The organism is Pseudomonas jinjuensis (assembly GCF_900103845.1).
GTDB classification, from domain to species: Bacteria; Pseudomonadota; Gammaproteobacteria; order Pseudomonadales; family Pseudomonadaceae; genus Pseudomonas; species Pseudomonas jinjuensis.
In genome coordinates this window covers 123,292-146,006 of the sequence record NZ_FNIJ01000013.1, presented here as the reverse complement: position 1 = coordinate 146,006, position 22,715 = coordinate 123,292, and the positions used below count along the sequence as shown (strand labels likewise).

The following is a 22,715-nucleotide window of genomic DNA, read 5'->3' as shown; positions in this document are numbered from 1 at the left end:
CTGGATGGTCTGGCGTGGACTGGTTCCCTCACCCTAATCCTCTCTCGAAGGGGGAGGGGACTGACCGGAGTTGCCGGATGGCGCAGTGTATGACTTGCACCATAGTGCTCCCTCTCCCCCCGGGAGAGGGCTGGGTTTTCGGCCATTCTGTGGATAACCAATGAATCATTCACAGACCATTTACCCACAGCTCACCGCCGCAACCGTCCCCCACCGAAATGCCCGCCGCCCCACTGGCGCTGGGTGAAATTGAAGCGCTGCTGCCCCAGCTGCCTGGACTGGAACTGCTGGTTGAGCTGGTCGTGCAGGTTGCTGTTGGCCGGCTGCACCGTCTGCCAGCCGTTGTCGGTGTGCTTCTGCCAGCCGCCGTCCTGGGTGTGCTGGTAGACGTTGCCGTCGTGCCCGGCGTAGATGTCGCCGTTCTTCCAGGCCACCGCGCTGTCGGTGCGGCGGTTGTAGGCGATGCCCTTGCTGCCGGCGGTGGCGGTGCCGTCATGGACGTTGCCGCTGATCCCGCGCTCGGCGATCACCGTGCGCCCGGTCTGCGCGTCGTGGCCGGCGACCTGGCGGCCGGCGGCATAGTCGCCGGTGTTGCGGTTGCCCACCACGCCGGAACGTCCGGCGCCTTCGCGGCCTGTGGATGGATTGGCGAAGGAGCCCTGGCGGCCGGCGGCGAAATTGCCCGAGTAGGGGTTGAACGCCGCGCCCTGGCTGCCCTGGAAATGCGCGCCGGTGCGCGGGTTGTAGCCGGCCGCGGCGCTGCCCTGCCACTGGGTGCCGGTCCAGGCGTTCCAGCCATAGGCATGGGTGACCGTGCCGCTGCCCCAGCGGCCGTAGAAGTTGGCCTGGTTGATGTTGGTGTAGCCCCAGCCATAGTAGGGGCGCGGTCCCCAGTACGGACCCCAGTAGGGCTCCTCGGAACCCCAGATGGCGCCGACGGCGAAACCGAAGGCCAGGCCTTCCACCGCGCCGAGGGCGAACCCCGCGCCGTAGCCGTAGGTCGGCGGATAACCGTAGTAGACGGTGCTGCTGACATAGGGCGGATAGCTGTAGCCGGTGCCGTAGACCACCGTGCCGGATGCGGTGGTGACCACGCCGAGATAGCCCGGGGTATAGCCGACCACCACCGTCTGCGGCGTCACCGAATAGATGTGCACGTAGGTCACGTAGTACACCGGCGAGCTGGGCGGGATGCCGTAGATCACCGCCGGAACCTCGGTCGCCACCTGCCATACGCCGGTCGGTGCCGGCGCGACGAACCAGACGCCGTTGGACACTGCGTAGAACTGGTTGGATGCCACCTCGATCACCGGCGTCGGCGTGTTCACCGCGTACTGCAGGCTGGTGCCGGCGATCGGCGCGAATTGCGGTGCGCCGTCATAGGCCACGTTGAGCGACGCCTTGCTGCGCGACACGCTGGCGGTCTGCGGAATGCTCGCGGCGATGGCCGCTTCCTTCGCCTGCGGCGTGCCCGGTACCGAGACCAGCACGTTGGCCTTCGGGTCGTTCGGCGAAATCTTCGCGAAGTCCGCCGGCAGGTCCTTGCCCTCGACGTACCGCCACGGCCCCTTGTCGCCCGGCCCGCTGAACCAGCGGCCGGAAACCAGCACGTACCAGGTATTGGCGGCCGGATCGACGAACACCGCGTGGTCGCTATTGGACATGCTCAGCAGCGAGGTGCCGTCCACCGGCAACATCTGCGGCGGGCCGTCGCTGACGATCAGCTCGGTGGGCTGGCTGGCGATGACGATGGCCGGCGCGTGGGCGGCCTTCCTGCCATCCTTCGGCAGCAGCGGGTCGGGCAGGGACTTGCCGGCCGCCCGCTTCGCCCCGTCGAGCAGCGCCTGCGACGGACTGTTGAGCACCAGCCAGTTGCCGTCCAGGCCGTGCGCCATGTACCAGTAGCCGGCGGCCTGCACATAGCAGTTGCCGTCGCCGTCGCGCAGGATCAGCGCGCGGCTGTTCAGCAGACGTTCGAAGATGGTGCCCTCCACCTGCTGCCAGGACGGCTCGCCGTCGATGCGCACCAGCACGCTCGGGGTACTGGCGAAGATGATCCTGGGCGCGTCGTTCTTCACCTCGACGTGGCGCAGCTTGTCCAGTTGCTGGGACACCGCATAGCTGGCCTGCAGCTCGTCGAGGGAAACGGTCAGGCCGTCCTTCGGCAGGTGCTGCACCAGCGTGTCGCGGACCCTGGCTGCGCTGTCCGGCGCGGTGGGCACCTCGACCTTGTCGATGCGGATGTCGCTGAGCTGCACCAGCCCGGCGCTCTTGTCGATGTCGGCGGCGGCGGAGAACGCCGCCACGCCGTAGGTCGGCGCCTTGTCCTTCGCCGCACCCACGGCGATCGCCGCGCGGCCGCTCATGCGCGTGCCGTCCCACTGCTCGATCTGCGGCTGGAAGATCTGCACGTGCTGCTCGCCCATGGCGAAATCCCGCGGCCATTGCAGGGTTTCGGCGGCGGGCGGCCTGGCTGTCTCCGCCGCCGGCAGCGGGGTGGCGAGGGCGAGGCAGAAGGCAAGGGCGAGGCGACGGAACAGCGGGCGGGTGACCATGAGGAAGACCTCACTGCGGACGGGCATCGAAGAACGATAGTGCATGGCCGAAGGGATCGTAGGGGCGGGCCCCCGCATAGTCCCGCAGGATGCGTTCCCACGCGGGAGGGTGGGAACGATGACTCCGCCAACCCATCTTTTCCCTATGTCCCAACCACATATTTAATAATTTTCCGCTCCCCCCGCTTCCGCCACCATCGCCCTGTCACGTGCCGCGCGCCGCCCCGCCCCGCCGGGCCAGGGTCCGCAGAGTCCCGCGCCGCCGGCACGTCCCCGAGAGATGAAATCCTCCGGCCTTCTGGCCACTGCCGCAGTAATCCAATAACAAGCCCAACGGCTGTGGGAGTCTTCATGATCAAGTCCTTGCTTGCGCGTTCGATTCGTCCCCTCGCGTTCACCACCCTCGCCGCCGCCGCTGCCAGCAGCGCGCAGGCCGGCACCCTGACCATCGGCCATACCACCTGGGTCGGCTACGGCACCCTGTACCTCGCCCGCGACCTCGGCTACTTCAAGGAACAGGGCCTCGACCTGAAGCTCACCACCATCGAGGAAGCGGCGATGTACATGGCCGCGCAGGCCTCCGGCGAGATCCAGGGCTCGGCGTCCACCATCGACGAAATCCTCAAGTACCGCCCGAGCTTCTGCTTCAAGGCGGTCGCCGCGCTGGACGACAGCCATGGCGGCGACGGCGTGCTGGTGGGCAAGGAGGTCAACTCGCTGGCCGAGCTGAAGGGCAAGGAAGTCGCGGTCAACGAAGGCTCGGTGTCGCAGTTCTGGCTGTCCTACCTGCTCAAGCACGCCGGCATGACCATGGACGACATCAAGGTGCAGAACATGACCGCCGACGATGCCGCCACCGCCTTCATCTCCGGCCGCGTGCCCGCCGCGGTGACCTGGGAGCCGCACCTGTCGCTGGTGCGCGCGAAGCAGCAGGGCAAGGTGCTGGTGGACAGCACCACCACCCCCGGCGTGATCGTCGACGTGGTGGCGCTGAACTGCGACGTCATCGAGAAGCAGCCGGACGACGTCAAGGCGCTGGTCAAGGGCCTGTACAAGGCCGTGCAGTTCACCAGGGAGAATCCGCAGAAGGCCTACGAGATCATGGCCAAGGGCGTCGGCGGCTACCTGTCCGATCCGCAGGAACTGGCCAACGCCGCGCAGGGCGTGCGCTTCTACGACCAGGCGATGAGCGAGACGCTCCTCGGCGTGCCCGGCAAGCCCGGCGAGATCAAGGGCGTGATCCGCCTGGCCAACGAGACCTGGAGCGGCCTGCAGGGCAAGCGCTTCGAGGTGAGCTACGACGACCTCGTCGACACCCGTTTCGTCACCCAGTGAGCGGAGGTCGTCATGGCTAGATCGCAATCCTGGCTCAGCCGCTGCCTGACGCCGAAGGTCGACCTGCCGTTCCGGCTGGTCTGGTCCGCCGGCGCCATCTGCTGGCTGCTGGTGTTCGGCCTGTGGGCCGGGCTTTCCTACGGCGGCGTGGTGCCGTCGATGTTCCTCCCGACCCCCGGCGCGGTGCTCGACGCCGGGGTACGCCTGGCCGGCGACGGCACCCTCGGCAAGCACGTGCTGGCCAGCGTCGAGGTGGTGCTGATCGGCTTCATCGTCTCCTCGCTGGTCGCCGTGCCGCTGGGGCTGCTGATGGGCAGCTACCGCATCGTCCAGGCGTTCCTCGAGCCGCTGGTGAACTTCATCCGCTACCTGCCGGTGACCTCCTTCGTGCCGCTGTTCATCCTGTGGATCGGCATCGGCCTGGAGCAGCGGGTCACGGTGATCATCTTCGGCGTGTTCTTCCAGCAGCTGGTGATGATCGCCGACGTCTCCCGCGGGGTCGCCAAGGACCTGGTGAACGCCTCCTACACCCTCGGCTGCAACCGCCACAACGTGGTCCTGCACGTGCTCGGCCCGGCGTCGCTGCCCGGCGTGCTGGATACCCTGCGGGTCACCCTCGGCTGGGCCTGGACCTACCTGGTGGTGGCCGAACTGGTCGCCGCCTCCAGCGGCCTCGGCTACATCAGCCTCAAGGCGATGCGCGGCTTCCAGGTGGACGTGATCTTCCTCGCCATCGCCATCATCGGCCTGCTCGGGCTGATCACCGACCAACTGTTCCGATTCATTCGACTGAAGGTGGCTTCATGGGCGCAGTAGCAGCTATGCGAAACGACGCGGCAGTCGCCGCCAGGGCAGCGCAACCGGCCCGGCTGCGCGTGGAAGAGGTCAGCCTGCGCTACCGCACGCCGGATGGCGGCACCTTCAGCGCGCTGGAGAAGGTTTCCTTCGAGGTGCCGGACCAGCAGTTCGCGGTGATCGTCGGTCCGTCCGGCTGCGGCAAGTCGAGCCTGCTCTACCTCACCGCCGGGCTGTCCGAGCCGACCGAGGGCGAGATCCATGTCGGCGGCCAGCTTGTGGAAGGGCCGGGGCTGGACCGCGGCATGGTGTTCCAGAGCTACACGCTGTTCCCCTGGCTGAGCGTGCGCGAGAACATCGAGTTCGGTCTCAAGCGACGCGGAATGCCGGCGGCCGAGCGCAGGGAGATCGTCGATCACTACCTCGACGAGGTCGGCCTGACGCGCTTCGCCGGCAATTATCCGAAGCAGCTCTCAGGCGGCATGATGCAGCGCGTGGCGATCGCCCGCGCGCTGGCCAACGACCCGCAGATCCTGCTGATGGACGAACCGTTCGGCGCCCTCGACAGCCAGACCCGCATGCAGATGCAGCAGCTGCTGCTGCGCGTGTGGGACCACAGCAAGAAGACCGTGGTGTTCGTCACCCACGACATCGACGAGGCGATCCTGCTCGGCGACCGCGTCTACGTGATGGGCGCGCGGCCGGGGCGGATCAAGCGCATCCTCGACGTGCCCATCGAGCGCCCGCGTTCGCTGGACATGGTGATGGACCGCGCCTTCATCGACATGAAGCGGGAGATCCTCGGCCTGCTGCACGACGATCTGGCGGAGGTGCACTGAGGGGCCTCGCCCTGCGTCCTGAGCTGTAGGAGCGGGCCATGCCCGCGACACGCCGTGCCGAGCCAGGTCGCGGGCATGGCCCGCTCCTACGGGAAGTTCGGCGTTGGAGCAGGGGATCGATCAGCCCGGCTCGTCCGTCCGCTGCTCTTCCTGGGGCTTCACCACCTTGGGCGACAGGCGCAGGCTGCGCAGGCTGCGCTTGACGCTCTTCAGGTGGTTGACCAGGTCCGGGCCGCGGGCCATGGCCACGCCCATCGCCAGCACGTCGATCACCACCAGGTGGGCGATGCGCGAGGTCAGCGGGGTATAGATGTCGGTGTCCTCGTGCACGTCCACCGCCAGGTTGATGGTGGCGAGGTCGGCCAGCGGAGTCTGGCTCGGGCAGAGGGTGATCAGGGTGGCGCCGGCCTCGCGCACCAGGTTGGCGGTCACCAGCAGGTCCTTCGAGCGGCCGGACTGCGAGATGCAGATCGCCACGTCGGAAGGCTTCAGGGTCACCGCCGACATCGCCTGCATGTGCGGGTCGGAGTAGGCCGCCGCCGACAGCAGCAGGCGGAAGAACTTGTGCTGGGCATCCGCCGCCACCGCGCCGGACGCGCCGAAACCGTAGAACTCGACGCGCTGCGCATGGGCCATGGCGGCGATGGCGCGCTCCAGGGCCTGGGTGTCGAGATGCTCGCGCACCTCCATCAGCGAGTGCAGGGTGGTGTCGAAGATCTTCAGGCTGAAGTCCGCCACCGAGTCGCTCTCGTTGATCGAGAACTGGCCGAAACTGGCCCCCGCGGCGAGGCTCTGCGCCAGCTTCAGCTTGAGGTCCTGGAACCCGCTGCAGCCGATGGCGCGGCAGAAGCGCACGATGGTCGGCTCGCTGACGCCGACGCCGTGGGCCAGGTCGGCCATGGAGGTGTGCATCACGGATGCGGGGTCGCGCATCACGTGATCGGCGACCTTGAGTTCCGATTTGCGGAGCAGATGACGCGACTGGGCAATGTGCTGCAACAGATTCACAGGATGGACTCGGCTATGATCGTCAGAAAGATGTAGTTGGCTTGTAGTTATACTACAAAACACCCCGTCTCGCCCAGCGATAGCCTTCGGAGCCGCCCGTGACCATCCCGCCAAGCCACGCACTGCCCAGTTCCTGCGACATCCTGGTGTTCGGCGGCACCGGCGACCTGGCCCTGCGCAAGCTGCTTCCGGCGCTCTACCACCTGCATCGCGAGAACCGCCTGCCAGCCGATACGCGGGTTTTCGCCCTGGCCCGGCGGAGCATGGACAACGACGCCTTCCTCGCCCTCGCCGAGCGGCATTGCCGGGCGCAGGTGGCGAAGGCCGACTTCGCCCTGGAGCCCTGGCGCAGCTTCGCCGCGCGCATCACCTACTTCGCCATGGACGCCGGGCAGAGCGCCGACTTCGACCGCCTGCGCCGCGCCCTGAAAAGCAGCGAGGGCCGGGTGCTGGTGCACTACCTGGCGACCGCCCCGGCGCTGTTCGCGCCCATTGCGCAGAACCTCGCGCTGGCCGGTCTGGCCGGGCCGGAAACCCGCATCGTGCTGGAAAAGCCGCTCGGTCACTCGCTGCAGTCGGCGCGGGCGATCAACCAGGTGATCGGCCAGGTGTTCGACGAGTCGCGGGTGTTCCGCATCGACCACTACCTGGGCAAGGAGACGGTGCAGAACCTGATGGCGCTGCGCTTCGCCAACTCGCTGTTCGAGCCGCTGTGGCGCGCCGCGCACATCGAGCACGTGCAGATCAGCGTCAACGAGACCCTCGGCGTGGAAAACCGCGGCGCCTACTACGACCAGGCCGGGGCCATGCGCGACATGGTGCAGAACCACCTGCTGCAGCTGCTCTGCCTGGTGGCGATGGAGCCGCCGGTGCACTACGACGCCGAGGCGGTGCGCAACGAGAAGCTCAAGGTGCTGCAGGCGCTGCGGCCGATCGCCGGGCAGGACGTGCAGGACCGCACCGTGCGCGGCCAGTACGCCGCCGGACGCATCGGCGGGCAGGAGGTGCCGGCCTACTGGTTCGAGAAACATGTCGACAACGACAGCGATACCGAGACCTTCGTCGCCGTACAGGTGGAGATCGACAACTGGCGCTGGGCCGGCGTGCCGTTCTACCTGCGCACCGGCAAGCGCATGGCGAAGAAGTGCTCGGAGATCGTCATCCAGTTCAAGCCGGTGCCGCACCACCTGATCGACGGCAACAGCGGCCCGGCCAACCGCCTGTGGATAAGGTTGCAGCCGGAGGAGGGCATCAGCCTGCAACTGATGGCCAAGACGCCGGGCAAGGGCATGCTGCTGGAACAGGTGGAACTCGACCTCAACCTCGCCGAGGTCAGCCGCGACCGCCGCCGCTGGGATGCCTACGAGCGCCTGCTGCTGGATGTGATCGAGGGCGACTCGACGCTGTTCATGCGCCGCGACGAGGTGGAGGCGGCCTGGCAGTGGGTCGATCCGATCCTCGCCGGCTGGCGCGAACACTACCAGAGCCCGCGCCCCTACCCGGCCGGCAGCAACGGCCCGGAACAGGCGCAGATGCTGCTGGAGCGGCAGGGGAGACAGTGGCTGGAGTAAAAACCAGAGGTCGGGCAAACGTAGGGTGGATGGCGCTCTTCCATCCACCATCCCGGGGCCGCATGCGCGGCCATGGTGGAACGACCCTACGCCTGCGCCTGTAGGAGCGAGCTTGCTCGCGAACGTTTCCCGGACACACCGGCGCTGAACGGTTCGCGAGCAAGGACTAGGCGTCCCCCTCGCTCCTATGAAAGGCGGCACACGGAGCGTTGATCCGCCTCACTACTTCCACCCCGCATGGCCGCTAAAGTCCGAGGCTTTTTCCCACAGCCCGCTCAGCCATGTCCTTCAAACCCGAACTTCTCTCCCCCGCCGGCTCGCTGAAGAGCCTGCGCCACGCCTTCGCCTATGGCGCCGATGCCGTCTACGCCGGCCAGCCGCGCTACAGCCTGCGGGTGCGCAACAACGAATTCGACCATGCCAACCTCGCCACCGGCATCGCCGAGGCCCATGCCCTCGGCAAGCAGCTCTATGTGGTGGTCAACATCGCCCCGCACAATGCCAAGCTGAAGACCTTCCTCAGTGACCTGGAACCGGTGCTGGCGATGGGGCCGGATGCGCTGATCATGTCCGATCCCGGCCTGATCATGCTGGTTCGCCAGCATTTCCCCGAAGTCGCCATCCACCTGTCGGTGCAGGCCAACGCGGTGAACTGGGCCAGCGTGGAGTTCTGGCGGCAGCAGGGGCTGAGCCGGGTGATCCTGTCCCGCGAGCTGTCGCTGGAGGAAATCGCCGAGATCCGCGAACGGGTGCCGGGCATGGAGCTGGAAGTCTTCGTCCACGGCGCGCTGTGCATGGCCTATTCCGGGCGCTGCCTGCTGTCCGGCTACATCAACCGCCGCGATCCCAACCAGGGCACCTGCACCAACGCCTGTCGCTGGCAGTACCAGACCCATGCCGCGACCGAGGACGAACTCGGGCAGATCGTCCCGACCCTCGGCATCGGTGCGCCGACCGCGGAGGCGCTGATGCTGGAGGACAGCAGCCGCCCCGGCGAACTGCTGGCCGCCTTCGAGGACGAGCACGGCACCTACATCATGAACTCCAAGGACCTGCGCGCCGTGCAGCATGTCGAGCGTTTGACGCAGATCGGCGTGCATTCGTTGAAGATCGAGGGCCGCACCAAGTCGCACTACTACGTGGCACGCACCGCGCAGGTCTACCGCAAGGCCATCGACGATGCCGCCGCCGGCCGGCCGTTCGACCGCGGACTGATGGATACGCTGGAGTCCCTGGCCCACCGCGGCTACACCGAGGGCTTCCTGCGCCGCCATGTGCACGACGAGTACCAGAACTACCAGTACGGCAATTCGGTGTCGGATCGCCAGCAGTTCGTCGGCGAGTTCACCGGCGAATGGCGCAATGGCCTGGCAGAGGTGCGGGTGAAGAACCGCTTCGAGGTCGGCGACAGCGTCGAGGTGATGACGCCGGGCGGCAACCTGACCCTGCGCATCGGGGCGCTGGAGAATGCCCACGGCCAGGCGATCGCCTGCGCGCCGGGCGACGGCCATGTGGTCTGGCTGCCGCTGTCGGAGGGCCTCGATCTGCAATACGGCCTGTTGATGCGCAATCTCGCCGGTGGCGATACGCGGCAGCCATTCGTAAGGATCGGATGACCCTGTAGGAGCGGGTAATCCAGAAAACAGTTGCTCCTACAGATCACGGCTCCGGATTCTGCAGAAACACCACATACCCCCGGAACCACGGGCTCTTCTCCAGATAATCCGGCGCCTCCCACTCCCCGTACTGCGCCAGCCCGATGCGGAACGGCAGCTGCAGGCGGCTCACCCGTGGCAGGTAGGCGGCGTAGTCGGGGATGCTGTGGCGGCCCTGGTAGGTCTGCACCACCACCTCGTCGACCACGCCCCTGAGCAGGTTGATCGCTTCTGGCTCGGCGTTGCTGCTCCAGTCCAGCAGGCCGGTGATGCTCAGGCGGTAGTCCGCCGGCAGGCGCTGGCGGAAGTCGCGGAGGAAGAGGGCGTATTCGTCGAGGTAGCGGGTGCGCGCGTCGAAGTCGATCTGCACGCCGACCACCGGGTTGCCGGCCTGGCGCCAACGGCGCAGCTGGGCGAAGAGGGTGCGGTAGACGTCCTCCGGCCAGCGCAGGGTGTGGGCGCGGTAGACCACCCAGACTTCGCCCCGGCTGAGCCGCGGCACTGCGATGCCCTGGGCGATCAGCCGCGCCGGGGAATGCCGTGGTTCGTCGATCTGCCCCTGCAGCACGTAGAGCGTGCGCGCCTGCGCCAGCACCGGCTGCGCCGCCACGCCGCTCCACAGCCAGAAGGCGTCGTAGTCCCGCGCATCCACCCGGCCGGCCTGCGCCTGCGCGGCGGGCAGCAACAGCAGGGCGAGCAGCCAGCCCAGGCGCACGGCGCTTACCAGTAGTACTTCAGCGATTTCGCCCAGGGCGTCGCGGCGTACTTCGACTTGAGGGTGCGGAACCACTGCTTGCGCTGGTTCTGCGGGATGTCCTGGCGGCCGCAGCCGTTGTAGCCGCTCGGCGCATAGCAGTTGATCGCCCGGTACAGCGCGTAGGCCTGGTCGTCGCCGGCGGCGTCCGGGTTGCCGATGATCTTCAGGTAGCCATCCAGCCGCGAGTACAGCGGACCCTCGAACAGCGACTGGCTGCCGCCCAGCTCGCGTTCGCCGGGCTGGCGGTCCAGCGGGAAGCCGTCGAGGCCGTGGCGCAGGATGAACTCGCCCAGGCAGTTCAGCGCCTGCGGCGGCTGCGGGTCCTGCTGCATGGCCAGGGCGACGTCGCGGATCGGCGGGCAGTCGTAGCCGGACGGACCCTTGCCGCCTTCCCAGGTGAACAGCGTGAGCGGCATACCGGTGCCGTAGAGGTAGCCGATGCTGGCGCCCAGCGGCTTGTCCGAAGGTTTCTCGCCGAGCAGCGGCAGGTCGTCGACGAAGGCCTGGTAGTGGCCGCGCAGCAGGTCCTTGTAGAGCAGGGTGAACAGCGCGGTATCGCGTTCCTCGGGGTTGGCCGCCGCCGATTGCACCTGGTAGCGCAGCAGGTCCTGGCCGGCGATGTGGCGCAGGAGGATTTCGCGGATCGCCGGGGTGCTTACCGGCGAGTTCGGCGCGAACACCTTGACCAGCCGGTCGCTGCGTTCGTAGTTGTAGGCCAGGGCCAGTTCCAGCTGCTCGCGCTGCAATGGCTGCTGCGCCAGGGGCAGCAGGCGCAGGTAGAGCTTCTCGGCGCCGAGCCAGTCGTTGCCCGCTTCCAGGGCGAAGCCGCGCAGGCTCTGCTGGCTGAAGGCGAGGTAGTCGAGTCGCTTCGGCAGCTTCTCCGGCAGCAGCTTCAGCGCTTCGGCGGGATTGTCCTCGACATAGAAGCGGTAGGCCGCCAGCAGGTAGTCGTGCAGCCCCGGCTGTCTGGCGAACAGCGCCTTCTGCTCCTGCAGCCCGGCGAGGTCCAGCGCCCGCGCCTCGCCCGCTTCGTGGTGGCGCATCTGCATCAGGTCGAGCACCGCCAGCAGCAGCGGGTCGCGCACATCGGCCGGATGCGCGGTCACCAGCAGCTTGTTGTCGACTTCCTGGATCAGCCGCGTGCGCTCGGCGGGAGAAGCCGAGGCGGCGAACAGCCCGGCGTATTCGCCGGCCAGCCGCTGCTCGTCGCCGTTCAGCCAGTGGACGCGACGCATCAGGCCCCTGGCCGAGGCGGCGTAGCGGCCCTGTGGATAACGTTTCAGGTAGTCGGCGAAGTCCGCCTCGGCGGACTTCAGCGGCGCCTTGTCGACCTTGCGCAGGTCGGGATAGCCGTAGTCGTCGAAGGCGTGCTGCTGCGCGGCGTTGAGCTGGTTTCGGCCGAGCATGTAGCGCGCGGTTTCCTGCAGCCACGGCTGGCGGGCGTCGCGGAGTGCGCCGAAGGCCTTGAGCGCATCGGCGAAATGGCCGCCATAGAAGGCCGCCACGCCTTTCAGATAGGTGCCGAACTCGCGCCCGGGGGCGGACTGCAGGTCGTGCGGCAGCATCACCGCCAGCTGCGCCTCGTCCCACTGGCAGCCCTGCAGCAGCGCCAGGCGGGCGCGGCCCAGCTCCTGGCGCTCGGCGGCCGGCAGTTCGGCGCTCTGCAGCAGCTGGGAGAGGAATTCGCGCACGGTGCCCGGGTTGTTGCTGCGGCAGCGGCTGCCTTCGCCGCTGGCGAAACTCTCGCCGGCGGCCGGCACCGCGTCGGCGGGCAGGCCCAGGCGCTGCACCAGTTCCAGCAGCGCGCTGTCGGCGGCGGGCTGGTCGGCGGGGCGTTCCTCGACCGGCGCGCTGCCGTACAGGCGGGTCAGCGGAAAGGGCACCAGGCCGTAGCCGAGCTGGCGTTCGTCTTCCGGCAGGGCGGGCGCGGGAAGGCTGGCCTTGCCGGCATCGGCCAGCAGCAGCTGGAGGTTGACCCGGCTGTCGTTGCCGGGGCTGAGGAACGGCAGGCTGTTGCACACGTCCAGGGTGTCGCGCTTCAGGTTCCAGCTCGGGTAGCAGGAGTCGTCGCTGCTCGCGCGCGCATCCTGCACGCCAAGGCAGCCAGTGATCAGGGCCAGCAGGGGCAGTCCGTACAGACGCATGAAAAGTCCTTGTCCGATGAAACCCGCACGCCGGGCCCGGGATGTCAGCTCAATGGAAGGAATCTTACCTCGCCACGCCCGCACTTGCCCGCTTCCGTCCGAGCAAGACGGTTAACGCGATCTACCGCGCAACAGGGCCTGCGACACGCTGTCCAGCTGCAGGCTTGTTTGTTGAGGCTCAAAGAAAGCTCCGATCCAAAGGCTATCTCTGTGCCTATCGGACAGTTTGCCCAATATGGAGATGTACCCATGCATGATCAGGGAGAGATGTCCCTTTCCCGTCGCACCCTGCACACCGTCTCGCGCATCCTCAGCGCCTGGGAGGATCGCGGCCTGGTGTGCGGCGGCCGGCAAAAGCTGCAGGTGTGCTGCCGGCAGCAACTGATGCTGATCGCCGGCGGAGACGAGCGGGAACCCGCCTGCGAAGGCGTTTGACTGCCATCAAGGAGCTTCGCGTGCGCCCTTCCCTAGACTGGGCGCCACCGCCACGACGACTGCGGCCGCCGTACCCCACCCCACCCGAGGCCCGCCATGACCGACAACCTCATCGAACGCACGCTGAGCGACCTGGCCTTCAGCCTGCCGGGCAGCACCGCGCTGTTCCACGACTACCAACTCGATTTTTGCTGCACCGGCCAGCGCAGCCTGCGCGAGGCCGCCAGCGAACAGGGTCTCGACGCCCAGCGCATCGCCGACGAACTGCGGGCCCTGCCACCGGCCAACGAACAGTCCTGCGGGTGGGTCGACTGGCGCCTGGCCAGCAACGACCAGCTGATCGACCACATCCTCGATCGCTACCACAAGGTCCACCGCGAGCAGCTACCGGCGCTGATCCCGCTGGCGGAGCGGGTGGAGACCACCCACGCTGCGCACCCGCAGTGCCCGGTCGGGCTGACCGCGCACCTGAAGAAGATCCAGGAAGAGCTGGAATGGCATATGTGCAAGGAGGAAAGCGTGCTCTTCCCCTGGCTGCGCCAGGGCATTCCGCTGGCCCAAGTGCAGGGTCCGATCGGCGTGATGCGCCATGAGCATGACGAGCATTCGCAGTCGCTGGCGGTGCTGGCCGATCTCACCGAAGGTCTCACCGTGCCTTCCGATGGCTGCAACAGCTGGCGCCGCCTGTATGCCGGGCTGGAGGAGCTGCGCCGCGACCTGATGCAGCACATCCACCTGGAGAACAACCTGCTGTTCCTCGGCGCCAACCACCCGACCTGAGGAACGGCCCCGGAGCCAGGAGGCTACCAGTGACAGCTTGTCTCGTGACGCTGCCGGGCTGGAGCAGTTGCTCGCCACCGGTACACTGCTCGACCTGGAGAAAGGCGACAGGCTGTTCCTCCGGGGTGAGCCCGCGCACGCCTTCTATTTCGTGATTTCCGGCGCGGTGAAGATCTACCTCCTGACCCCCGGACAGCCAGGAGAAGGTGCTGGAGGTCGTCGGCCACGCGCGCTGCATCGAGGTCTTCACTGTTGTCGCTGGCGCGGTCCAGCTCGACGTGCTCGGACCAGCTGAACTGGTTCTCCAGGCGGAACAGCAGCAGGCCGCCACCGCCGGGGTCCCGCCCGGTACGCTCGGCACCGGCATGCCCTGCGCGGAGGTCTCGGTGAACGGCGCCACCTCGTTGCGGTCGGCTGGTAGAACAGCGGCGAAACGTCCTGCGCGGGGGCGTTCATGGCGTGGGGGCTTCGTCGAAAGCTACGGCTGGGCAAGCTAGCCACTGCGGCGCATTGCCTCAGGCACGGCGGCGTAAGCTCTTGATTTCCATCAAGAGGAAGCCGCCCGCGCCCTCCTAGAATCGCCGCCAATTCCGTCCATGCTTCGTCGGACCCAACCGGCGCCGAGACGCTAAACCAATGAGGAGATGTGTTCATGAACAAAGCCCTGCTTGCCGTACTGTTCGGTGGTCTGGTGTTCCAGGCCACTGCAATGGCCAGCCCCGGCGAAGACCTGTTCAAGTCGAAGCCCTGCGTGGGCTGCCACACCGTTGACTCGAAGATGATCGGACCGCCCCTCCGCGAGGTCGGTGCCAAGTACGCCGCGCAGAAGGATGGCGTTGACCAGATCGTCAAGAGCATCACTGCTGGCAGCAAAGGCAAGTGGGGCCAGATGCAGATGCCGCCGAACAACGTGACCCCGGAAGAGGCCAAGACCCTGGCCGACTGGATCGTCACCCTCAAGTAATCCCTGGTGCGAGGTCGGTCACCACCGCCCTCTGATGCATCACGGCCCAACTAGCGGTAAATGGAGGAAGGGGCCCCATGGTCGGCGTTCGCAATCTGTTCGGGACACTGCTCGGCTGGCTGTTGCTGGTGGTCAGTCTGGCGGTCCACGGCGCCGACCTCAGCGACCTGGAACGCACCCGCATCCGGCAGGTGTTCCCCCAAGTCGATCATATCGGCGAGCCCGAAGGCGAATACGGCGTACGGCGCCTGTCCCAGGGCGACAAGCTTCTCGGCTATGCCTTCCAGAGCTTCAGCGTCACCCGCATGCCGGCTTACTCCGGCAAGCCGATCAACGTCCAGGTGATCCTCGATCCGCAAGCCGTGATTCGCGACGCCTACGTCCTCGAACACCATGAGCCGATCCTGCTGATCGGCATTCCCGAAGCGAAACTGCACGCCTTTACCGCCGGCTACTCCGGGCTTCGCGCCGACCAGCGGGTCGCCGTGGGCCGCTCCGGCGATCCGCAGACGGTCACCGTGGATGCCGTCGCCGGCGCCACCGTGACCGTCATGGTGGTCAACGAGATCGTCATGCGCGCCGCCAGCACCGTGGCGGTCTCCCTCGGCCTGATCAAGGATACCGGCAAGGTACGGCCCAAGCCCGCCAGCGTGCGCGCCGACCTGTTCCAGAGCGCGAGCTGGGACGAAATGCTCGGCAGCGGTGCCATCCGCCGGCTGACGCTGACCCGCGGGCAGATCGACGACGCCTTCAAGGGTACCGAGGCGGAGAAGGTGGGCAAGGCCAACGACCCGCAGCAGCGGGAGGAAACCTTCATCGACCTCTATACCGCGCTGCTCAACCCGCCGAGCATCGGTCGCAACCTGCTCGGCGAGCGGCAGTACCGCGACCTGATGGACAGCCTGAAGCCCGGCGAGCAAGCCGTGGTGGTAATGGGCGACGGCCAGTACTCGTTCAAGGGCTCGGGCTACGTGCGCGGCGGCATCTTCGACCGGGTGCAGATCCGCCAGTTCGGCGACATCATGAGCTTCCGCGACCTCGACTACATCCGGCTCTCGGACACCTACGCCACCGGCATGCCGCACTTCCCCGAGATGGCGATCTTCATCGCCCGCGCGGCGCAGCGTTTCGACCCGGGCACCCCCTGGGACCTGGAGCTGCTGGTGCGCCGCCAGACCGGTCCGGTGGCCAGCCTGTTCACCACCTTCAACCTGTCCTACCAGACGCCCGAAGCCTACCTGGACCGCCCGCAGCCCAGCGCCGAGGAACTCGAAGCGCTGGAAGACGCCAAGCGGCCGATCTGGCTACGCGTCTGGTACCAGAAGAGCTTCCAGATCGGCGTGCTGCTCGGCGCTCTGGGCCTGCTCGCCGTGATTCTCTTCCTGCAGGACAACCTGACCCGCCGGCCGCAGCTGCTGCACTGGCTGCGCCGTGGCTACCTGCTGTTCACCCTGGTGTATATCGGCTGGTACTGCCTGGGCCAGCTCTCGGTGGTCAACGTGCTGACCTTCGTCCATTCGCTGTTCGAAGGCTTCCGTTGGGAACTGTTCCTCATCGACCCGGTGCTGTTCATCCTCTGGACCTTCACCGCCGCCAGCATCCTGCTCTGGGGACGCGGCGTGTTCTGCGGCTGGCTCTGCCCGTTCGGCGCCCTGCAGGAGCTGCTCAACGAAGCCGCGCGCAAGCTCAAGGTGCCACAGTTCGAGCTGCCCTTCGCGGTCCATGAACGGCTGTGGGCGATCAAGTACATCGTCCTGCTGGTGCTGTTCGGCCTCTCCCTGGAATCGCTATCCACCGCCGAGCAGGTCGCCGAGGTGGAACCGTTCAAGACCGCCATCACCCTGCACTTCGACCGCCAGTGGTGGTTCGTCGCCTACGTCGCGGTTCTGCTGATCGTCAACCTGTTCAGCCGCAAGGTCTATTGCCGCTACGTCTGCCCATTGGGCGCCGCCCTGGCGATCCCCGGCAAGGCGCGTCTGTTCGACTGGCTCAAGCGCCGCAAGGAATGCGGCCAGCCCTGCCAGCTCTGCGCCAGGGAATGCGAGATCCAGGCCATCCATCCGGACGGCCGGATCAATGCCAACGAGTGCCACTACTGCCTCGACTGCCAGATGACCTACCACAACGAGAACAAGTGCCCGCCGCTGGTGAACAAGCGCAAGAAGCGTGGCAAACGCGCAACCACGAACGATGCCGAGCTTATCGCGGTGCAAGAGATCTGAACATTCGCCTTTAAGGAAGGAGCAGGACATGACTGAGAAGAAACAGCAGCAGGACGAGATTGCCGGGCTCAGCAGGCGCGGATTCCTCGGTGCCTCCGCGGTCACCGGCGCCGCGGCGCTGGTGACCGCGGGTTCGATGGGCGCGTTCACCTCGCGCGAGGCCTGGGCGGATGCGGTCAAGTCGGCCCAGGACGCCATCCATGTCGCCCCCGGCGAGCTGGACGATTACTACGGCTTCTGGAGCGGCGGCCACCAGGGTGAAGTGCGGGTGATGGGCGTTCCGTCGATGCGCGAACTGATGCGCATCCCGGTGTTCAACGTCGACTCGGCCACCGGCTGGGGCCTGACCAACGAGAGCAAGCATGTCCTCGGTGAAAGCGCACGCTTCCTCAACGGCGACTGCCACCACCCGCACATCTCGATGACCGACGGCAAGTACGACGGCAAGTACCTGTTCATCAACGACAAGGCCAACAGCCGCGTCGCACGTATCCGTCTGGACATCATGAAGTGCGACAAGATCACCACCATCCCCAACGTGCAGGCGATCCACGGCCTGCGCCTGCAGAAGGTGCCGCACACCAAGTACGTGTTCTGCAACGCCGAGTTCGTCATCCCGCACCCCAACGACGGATCGAGCTTCGACATCACCGGCGACAACGCCTTCACCATGTACAACGCGGTCGATGCCGAGACCATGGAAGTGGCCTGGCAGGTGATCGTCGACGGCAACCTCGACAACACCGACGCGGACTACACCGGTCGCTTCGCTGCCTCCACCTGCTACAACTCGGAGAAGGCCACCGACCTCGCCGGCATGATGCGCAACGAGCGCGACTGGGTGGTGGTGTTCGACATCCCGGCGATCGAGAAGGAAATCAAGGCCAAGCGCTTCATCACCCTGGGCGACAGCAAGGTGCCGGTAGTCGACGGCCGCAAGAAGGACGGCAAGGACAGCGCCGTCACCCGTTACATCCCGGTGCCGAAGAACCCCCACGGCCTCAACACCTCGCCGGACGGCAAGTACTTCATCGCCAACGGCAAGCTGTCCCCGACCTGCACCATGATCGCCATCGACAAGCTCCCCGACCTGTTCGCCGGCAAGCTCAAGGAGCCGCGTGACGTAGTGGTTGGCGAGCCGGAACTGGGCCTCGGTCCGCTGCACACCACCTTTGACGGCCGCGGCAACGCCTACACCACGCTGTTCATCGACAGCCAACTGGTCAAGTGGAACCTGGAAGACGCCCGCCGCGCCTACAAGGGCGAGAAGGTCGACTACATCCGCCAGAAGCTCGACGTCCAGTACCAGCCCGGCCACAACCACGCCTCGCTGACCGAGACCAGCGAGGCCGACGGCAAGTGGATCATCGTGCTGAGCAAGTTCTCCAAGGACCGCTTCCTGCCGACCGGCCCGCTGCACCCGGAGAACGACCAGCTGATCGACATCTCCGGCGACGAAATGAAGCTGCTCCACGACGGCCCCACCTTCGCCGAGCCGCACGACTGCATCCTGGCCCGCCGCGACCAGATCAAGACCAAGAAGATCTGGGACCGCAACGATCCGTTCTTCGCCCCGACCGTGGAACGGGCCAAGGCCGACGGCATCGACCTGATGAAGGACAACAAGGTCATCCGCGACGGCAAGAAGGTGCGCGTGTACATGACCTCGTCGGCGCCCACCTACGGCATCACGGAATTCACCGTGAAGCAGGGCGACGAAGTCACCGTGACCATCACCAACATCGACGAGATCGAAGACGTCAGCCACGGCTTCGTCATGGTCAACCACGGCGTGAGCATGGAGATCAGCCCGCAGCAGACCTCCTCGATCACCTTCACCGCCGACAAGCCCGGCCTGCACTGGTATTACTGCAGCTGGTTCTGTCATGCGCTGCACATGGAAATGGTCGGCCGCATGCTGGTGGAAAAGGCCTGATTCCAGGCCCCTGGCCCCGCCGGCAGCCGCTGGCGGGGCATCGACGAGAAGGTGTTGCATGGGACTATCGAGGCCGAGTCTTGCCCTGCTGCTGTTGATCGCGGCAGGCGTCCAGGCGCAGCCGCAAGCCATCGACCAGTTGCCGCTGCAGGCCGACGGGAATATCCGGACGCTGCCGGCCGGCACCTACACCGGCAACTTCTTCATTGACCATCCACTGCACCTGCGCTGCGCGCCGGGCGCGCTGATCGACGGCCAGGGCCAGGGCAGCACGCTGCACGTCCAGGTACCCGGCGTCACCGTCGAAGGCTGCACCCTGCGCAACTGGGGGCACGACCTGACGGCCATGGACGCGGCGATCTTTGTCGACAAGATCGCCACCGGCACGATCGTGCGCGGCAATGACCTGCAAGGCATCGGTTTCGGCGTCTGGATCGACGCCACCCAGGACGTCCAGATCCTCGACAACCGCATCCAGGGCGACCCGAGCGTGCGCTCCCAGGACCGCGGCAACGGCATCCACCTCTACGCGGTGAAGAACGCCCTGGTGCGCGGCAACCAGGTGCGCCAGACCCGTGACGGCGTCTACATCGACACCTCCAACGACAGCGCCATCGAAGACAACCGCTTCGAAGACCTGCGCTACGGCGTGCACTACATGTTCACCCACAACAGCCGCGTGAGCGGCAACCTGACCCGCCATACCCGCACCGGCTACGCCCTGATGCAGAGCCGCAAGCTCACCGTCGTCGGCAACCGTTCGGTGGACGATCAGAACTACGGCATCCTGATGAACTACATCACCTATTCCACGCTCACCGACAACCGCGTGGAAAATGTCCGCAGCGGCGATGGCGGCGGCGACAGCATGATCGCCGGAGCCGAGGGCAAGGCCCTGTTCATCTACAACTCGCTGTTCAACCGCATCGAGGACAACCGCTTCGCGGGCAGCGCCCTGGGCATCCATCTGACCGCTGGCTCCGAGGACAACCGCATCAGCGGCAATGCCTTCGTCGGCAACCGCCAGCAGGTCAAGTACGTCGCCAGCCGCACCCAGGAATGGTCGGCGGATGGCCGCGGCAACTACTGGAGCGACTACCTGGGCTGGGACCGCAATGCCGACGGAATCGGCGATGTCGCCTACGAACCCAACGACAAGGTCGACCAGTTGCTGTGGCTGTATCCGCAGGTGCAACTGCTGATGACCAGCCCGGCCATCGAGTTGCTGCGCTGGGTCCAGCGCGCCTTTCCGGTCATCCGCCCGCCCGGCGTGCGCGACAGCTCCCCGCTGATACGGGCCCCGAACGAGGAGTCGCGTCCATGAAACCCGTCGAAATCCATGCAGCCTCCCTGGACTACGGCGGCTTCACCGCCCTCCACGGGCTCGACCTCCAGCTCGGCGCCGGCGAGGTGCTCGGCCTGCTCGGGCACAACGGCGCCGGCAAGACCACCACGATCAAGCTGATCCTCGGCCTACTGCGCCCGACCCGCGGCACGGTGCGGGTATTCGGCCGGGCGCCGGAAGACCCGGACGTACGCCGGCGGATCGGCTTCCTGCCGGAGAACGTGACCTTCTACCCGCAACTGACCGGCCGCGAGACGCTGCAGCACTTCGCCCGGCTCAAGGGTGCGCGGCCTTGCGAGGTGAACGACCTGCTCGAACAGGTCGGTCTGAGCCACGCCGCGGGGCGCCGCGTGAAGACCTACTCCAAGGGCATGCGCCAGCGCCTCGGCCTGGCCCAGGCATTGCTCGGCCAGCCGCAGCTGCTGCTGCTCGACGAACCCACCGTCGGCCTCGATCCCATCGCCACCATCGAGCTGTACCAGTGGCTGGACCGCCTGCGCGCGCAGGGCACCGGGATCATCCTCTGCTCCCACGTGCTGCCCGGCGTCGAGGCGCACATCGACCGCGCCGCGATCCTCGCCAGGGGCCGGCTGCTGACCGCCGGCAGCCTGGCCGAACTGCGCAAGGACGCCGGACTGCCGGTGCGCATCCGCTATGCCGGCACGCCCGATGGCGACTGGCCGCGGCACTGGCGTGCGGCGGGCCATGGCGTCACCGTCCTGGATGGCCGGCGGCTGGAGCTGCGGGTCGGCGAGGAGCGCCAGCACGAAGTGCTCAATGTGCTGCTCGCGGAGCGCGCGCAGGAGCTCGAGGTGCTGCCGCCGTCGCTGGAGGACCTCTACCGCCACCACATGGAAAGCACGCAACCGGCCCCGGGAGTCCCAGCATGAATCCGATCTGGAACATCGCCCGCAAGGAACTGGCCGACGGCCTGCGCAATCGCTGGCTGCTCGCGATCAGCCTGCTGTTCGCCCTGCTTGCCGTCGGCATCGCCTGGCTCGGCGCGGCGGCAAGCGGCCAGGTGGGCTTCACCTCGCTGCCGGCCACGCTCGCCAGCCTGACCAGCCTGGCGACTTTCCTGATGCCATTGATCGCCCTGCTGCTGGCCTATGACGCCATCGTCGGCGAGGAGGAGGGCGGCACGCTGATGCTCCTGCTGACCTACCCGCTGGGCCGCGGCCAACTGCTGATCGGCAAGTTCCTCGGTCATGGCCTGATTCTCGGGCTGGCTACGCTGCTGGGCTTTTCCGCCGCCGCGCTGGCCATCGCCGTGCTGGTTCCGGGCATACCGCTGGCGCAGCTGCTGGGCTCCTTCGGCCGTTTCATCCTGTCGTCCTGCCTGCTTGGCTGGACCTTCCTGGCCATGGCCTACGCGTTGAGCAGCCGGGTCAGCGAGAAGTCCACCGCCGCCGGCCTGGCACTGGGGGTGTGGTTCTTCTTCGTGCTGCTGTTCGACCTCGCCCTGCTGGCCCTGCTGGTGATCGGCAAGGGCCAGGTCAGCGCCAACCTGCTGCCCTGGCTGCTGCTGCTCAACCCCACCGATCTCTACCGCCTGATCAACCTGCCCGATTTCGGTTCCGAGCTGGGCGGCGTCCTGACCCTCGGCCGGGACCTCGCCGTACCCGTTGCCGCCCTGTGGCTGGCGCTGTGCGCCTGGACCCTGGCGGCGCTGGCGCTGGCCTATGCGCTGTTCCGCCGGCGACCGATCTGACCTGAGGAGTACACCATGCTGTTGTCACGTCCACTTCGACTCGGCCTTGCCGCCGGACTGTTCGGCCTGCTGCTCGGCGGCTGCGACGACACCGGCCAGGAAGCCGCCAACCTCGCCCCGGTGCCCTTCCAGAGCGGGGATGAATGCCACGTCTGCGGCATGGTCATCGGGGATTTCGCCGGTCCCAAGGGCGAGGCCGTCGCACCCGGTTCGGTGCGCAAGTTCTGCTCCACCGCCGAACTGCTCGGCTGGTGGCTGCAACCGGAAAACCAGCACAGCGGTGCGCGCCTGTACGTGCACGACATGGCCCGCAGCGACTGGAACCATCCCGATGACCGCCACCTGATCGACGCCACCAGCGCCTACTACGTGGTCGGCGTGCAGCGTCCGGGCGCGATGGGCGCGACCCTGGCATCGTTTGCCGAGCGAGCCGACGCGGATCGCATGGCCAACGCCGAGGGTGGCCGCGTGTTGCGTTTCAGCGAGATCGACCAGAGCGTGCTGCAGGGCGTCTCCGGCGACCATCAGCACCAGCACTAGATACCCGGGGAGATCGCCCCACCCAGGCATGACGGATGGCAATTGGCCGGCTGCCTGCCCGGCTTTCGCCGGGAAGCTGCCGGACGGCGGGCCGGTTTGCCGGGGAAAACCGCCCGTCGGTAG

Annotated in this window: 18 protein-coding genes and 1 pseudogene; 15 read left to right on the top strand and 4 right to left on the bottom strand. The window is 67.0% G+C overall.

Annotated features, from left to right (window positions below):
- Positions 1 to 191: 191 nt before the first annotated feature.
- Entirely contained in the window at positions 192 to 2,582 is a 2,391-nt protein-coding gene (locus BLR75_RS18645; protein WP_245726169.1) for a carbohydrate-binding family V/XII, read from the bottom strand.
- A gap of 324 nt (positions 2,583 to 2,906) precedes the next feature.
- Here BLR75_RS18645 and BLR75_RS18640 point away from each other — a divergent pair, with 324 nt between their 5' ends.
- From BLR75_RS18640 to BLR75_RS18630, 3 genes are read left to right on the top strand one after another with little or no spacing between them, the layout of a single operon-like run.
- Positions 2,907 to 3,890, top strand: coding sequence for an ABC transporter substrate-binding protein (locus tag BLR75_RS18640; protein ID WP_084311978.1), 984 nt, complete (start codon positions 2,907 to 2,909; stop codon positions 3,888 to 3,890).
- A gap of 12 nt (positions 3,891 to 3,902) precedes the next feature.
- The gene (locus BLR75_RS18635; RefSeq protein ID WP_084311979.1) at positions 3,903 to 4,706 is read left to right on the top strand and encodes an ABC transporter permease; all 804 of its coding nucleotides are present in this window, start codon (positions 3,903 to 3,905) and stop codon (positions 4,704 to 4,706) included.
- Entirely contained in the window at positions 4,694 to 5,524 is an 831-nt protein-coding gene (locus BLR75_RS18630; RefSeq protein WP_084311980.1) for an ABC transporter ATP-binding protein, read from the top strand. Before BLR75_RS18635 ends, BLR75_RS18630 begins: the two co-directional genes overlap by 13 nt.
- A gap of 120 nt (positions 5,525 to 5,644) precedes the next feature.
- On the opposite strand, the gene hexR is transcribed toward BLR75_RS18630, so the two are convergent.
- Positions 5,645 to 6,532, bottom strand: a complete 888-nt coding sequence (gene hexR, locus BLR75_RS18625) for a transcriptional regulator HexR (RefSeq protein WP_084311981.1) — start codon at positions 6,530 to 6,532, stop codon at positions 5,645 to 5,647.
- Between the two features lie 104 nt (positions 6,533 to 6,636).
- Between hexR and zwf the strand changes: the two genes are divergently transcribed.
- A complete protein-coding gene (gene zwf, locus BLR75_RS18620; RefSeq protein WP_371858127.1) occupies positions 6,637 to 8,103 on the top strand; it encodes a glucose-6-phosphate dehydrogenase in 1,467 nt (488 codons plus the stop codon).
- A 281-nt stretch (positions 8,104 to 8,384) separates the two neighbouring features.
- Positions 8,385 to 9,719: a prephenate-dependent tRNA uridine(34) hydroxylase TrhP gene (gene trhP / locus BLR75_RS18615; protein ID WP_084311982.1), complete on the top strand. Its 1,335-nt coding sequence runs from the start codon at positions 8,385 to 8,387 to the stop codon at positions 9,717 to 9,719.
- A 43-nt stretch (positions 9,720 to 9,762) separates the two neighbouring features.
- Here trhP and BLR75_RS18610 read toward each other — a convergent pair whose 3' ends face one another.
- Together BLR75_RS18610 and BLR75_RS18605 are read right to left on the bottom strand one after the other, a co-directional pair.
- On the bottom strand, positions 9,763 to 10,473 hold the full coding sequence (locus BLR75_RS18610) for a DUF3142 domain-containing protein (RefSeq protein WP_371858125.1): 711 nt from the start codon (positions 10,471 to 10,473) through the stop codon (positions 9,763 to 9,765).
- Between the two features lie 5 nt (positions 10,474 to 10,478).
- Positions 10,479 to 12,659: a PA5441 family protein gene (locus tag BLR75_RS18605; protein WP_084311983.1), complete on the bottom strand. Its 2,181-nt coding sequence runs from the start codon at positions 12,657 to 12,659 to the stop codon at positions 10,479 to 10,481.
- A 249-nt stretch (positions 12,660 to 12,908) separates the two neighbouring features.
- On the opposite strand from BLR75_RS18605, the gene BLR75_RS18600 reads away from it, so the two are divergent.
- The 10 genes and pseudogenes from BLR75_RS18600 to BLR75_RS18555 all read left to right on the top strand — a co-directional run bounded on the left by BLR75_RS18600 (position 12,909) and on the right by BLR75_RS18555 (position 22,592).
- Entirely contained in the window at positions 12,909 to 13,094 is a 186-nt protein-coding gene (locus BLR75_RS18600; protein WP_245726167.1) for a helix-turn-helix domain-containing protein, read from the top strand.
- A 96-nt stretch (positions 13,095 to 13,190) separates the two neighbouring features.
- Positions 13,191 to 13,874 carry an iron-sulfur cluster repair protein YtfE gene (gene ytfE, locus BLR75_RS18595; protein ID WP_084311984.1) on the top strand — a complete coding sequence of 228 codons (684 nt, stop codon included), beginning with the start codon at positions 13,191 to 13,193 and terminating at the stop codon, positions 13,872 to 13,874.
- A 37-nt stretch (positions 13,875 to 13,911) separates the two neighbouring features.
- Positions 13,912 to 14,098, top strand: a pseudogene (locus BLR75_RS27100) (cyclic nucleotide-binding domain-containing protein); the annotation flags it as partial.
- Positions 14,099 to 14,526: 428 nt separating this feature from the next.
- A complete protein-coding gene (locus BLR75_RS18585; protein WP_084311985.1) occupies positions 14,527 to 14,838 on the top strand; it encodes a c-type cytochrome in 312 nt (103 codons plus the stop codon).
- Positions 14,839 to 14,915: 77 nt separating this feature from the next.
- A complete protein-coding gene (gene nosR, locus BLR75_RS18580; protein WP_084311986.1) occupies positions 14,916 to 17,060 on the top strand; it encodes a transcriptional regulator NosR in 2,145 nt (714 codons plus the stop codon).
- A 28-nt stretch (positions 17,061 to 17,088) separates the two neighbouring features.
- A complete protein-coding gene (gene nosZ / locus BLR75_RS18575; protein WP_084311987.1) occupies positions 17,089 to 18,996 on the top strand; it encodes a TAT-dependent nitrous-oxide reductase in 1,908 nt (635 codons plus the stop codon).
- Between the two features lie 58 nt (positions 18,997 to 19,054).
- A complete protein-coding gene (locus tag BLR75_RS18570; protein ID WP_084311988.1) occupies positions 19,055 to 20,320 on the top strand; it encodes a nitrous oxide reductase family maturation protein NosD in 1,266 nt (421 codons plus the stop codon).
- The gene (locus tag BLR75_RS18565) at positions 20,317 to 21,231 is read left to right on the top strand and encodes an ABC transporter ATP-binding protein (RefSeq protein ID WP_084311989.1); all 915 of its coding nucleotides are present in this window, start codon (positions 20,317 to 20,319) and stop codon (positions 21,229 to 21,231) included. Before BLR75_RS18570 ends, BLR75_RS18565 begins: the two co-directional genes overlap by 4 nt.
- Positions 21,228 to 22,052: an ABC transporter permease gene (locus BLR75_RS18560; RefSeq protein ID WP_084311990.1), complete on the top strand. Its 825-nt coding sequence runs from the start codon at positions 21,228 to 21,230 to the stop codon at positions 22,050 to 22,052. Before BLR75_RS18565 ends, BLR75_RS18560 begins: the two co-directional genes overlap by 4 nt.
- Before the next feature lie 15 nt (positions 22,053 to 22,067).
- Positions 22,068 to 22,592: a nitrous oxide reductase accessory protein NosL gene (locus BLR75_RS18555; protein WP_084311991.1), complete on the top strand. Its 525-nt coding sequence runs from the start codon at positions 22,068 to 22,070 to the stop codon at positions 22,590 to 22,592.
- Positions 22,593 to 22,715 lie beyond the last annotated feature (123 nt).

Bases quoted from the DNA above. Each gene is read 5' to 3' on its own strand.
- BLR75_RS18560 (WP_084311990.1), top strand. From the start codon at position 21,228: ATGAATCCGATCTGGAACATCGCCCGCAAGGAACTGGCCGACGGCCTG.
- nosR (WP_084311986.1), top strand. From the start codon at position 14,916: ATGGTCGGCGTTCGCAATCTGTTCGGGACACTGCTCGGCTGGCTGTTG.
- BLR75_RS18640 (WP_084311978.1), top strand. From the start codon at position 2,907: ATGATCAAGTCCTTGCTTGCGCGTTCGATTCGTCCCCTCGCGTTCACC.
- BLR75_RS18630 (WP_084311980.1), top strand. From the start codon at position 4,694: ATGGGCGCAGTAGCAGCTATGCGAAACGACGCGGCAGTCGCCGCCAGG.
- BLR75_RS18570 (WP_084311988.1), top strand. From the start codon at position 19,055: ATGGGACTATCGAGGCCGAGTCTTGCCCTGCTGCTGTTGATCGCGGCA.
- BLR75_RS18600 (WP_245726167.1), top strand. From the start codon at position 12,909: ATGCATGATCAGGGAGAGATGTCCCTTTCCCGTCGCACCCTGCACACC.
- BLR75_RS18555 (WP_084311991.1), top strand. From the start codon at position 22,068: ATGCTGTTGTCACGTCCACTTCGACTCGGCCTTGCCGCCGGACTGTTC.
- trhP (WP_084311982.1), top strand. From the start codon at position 8,385: ATGTCCTTCAAACCCGAACTTCTCTCCCCCGCCGGCTCGCTGAAGAGC.
- nosZ (WP_084311987.1), top strand. From the start codon at position 17,089: ATGACTGAGAAGAAACAGCAGCAGGACGAGATTGCCGGGCTCAGCAGG.
- BLR75_RS18585 (WP_084311985.1), top strand. From the start codon at position 14,527: ATGAACAAAGCCCTGCTTGCCGTACTGTTCGGTGGTCTGGTGTTCCAG.
- BLR75_RS18645 (WP_245726169.1), bottom strand. From the start codon at position 2,582: ATGCCCGTCCGCAGTGAGGTCTTCCTCATGGTCACCCGCCCGCTGTTC.
- BLR75_RS18565 (WP_084311989.1), top strand. From the start codon at position 20,317: ATGAAACCCGTCGAAATCCATGCAGCCTCCCTGGACTACGGCGGCTTC.
- ytfE (WP_084311984.1), top strand. From the start codon at position 13,191: ATGACCGACAACCTCATCGAACGCACGCTGAGCGACCTGGCCTTCAGC.
- BLR75_RS18635 (WP_084311979.1), top strand. From the start codon at position 3,903: ATGGCTAGATCGCAATCCTGGCTCAGCCGCTGCCTGACGCCGAAGGTC.
- BLR75_RS18605 (WP_084311983.1), bottom strand. From the start codon at position 12,659: ATGCGTCTGTACGGACTGCCCCTGCTGGCCCTGATCACTGGCTGCCTT.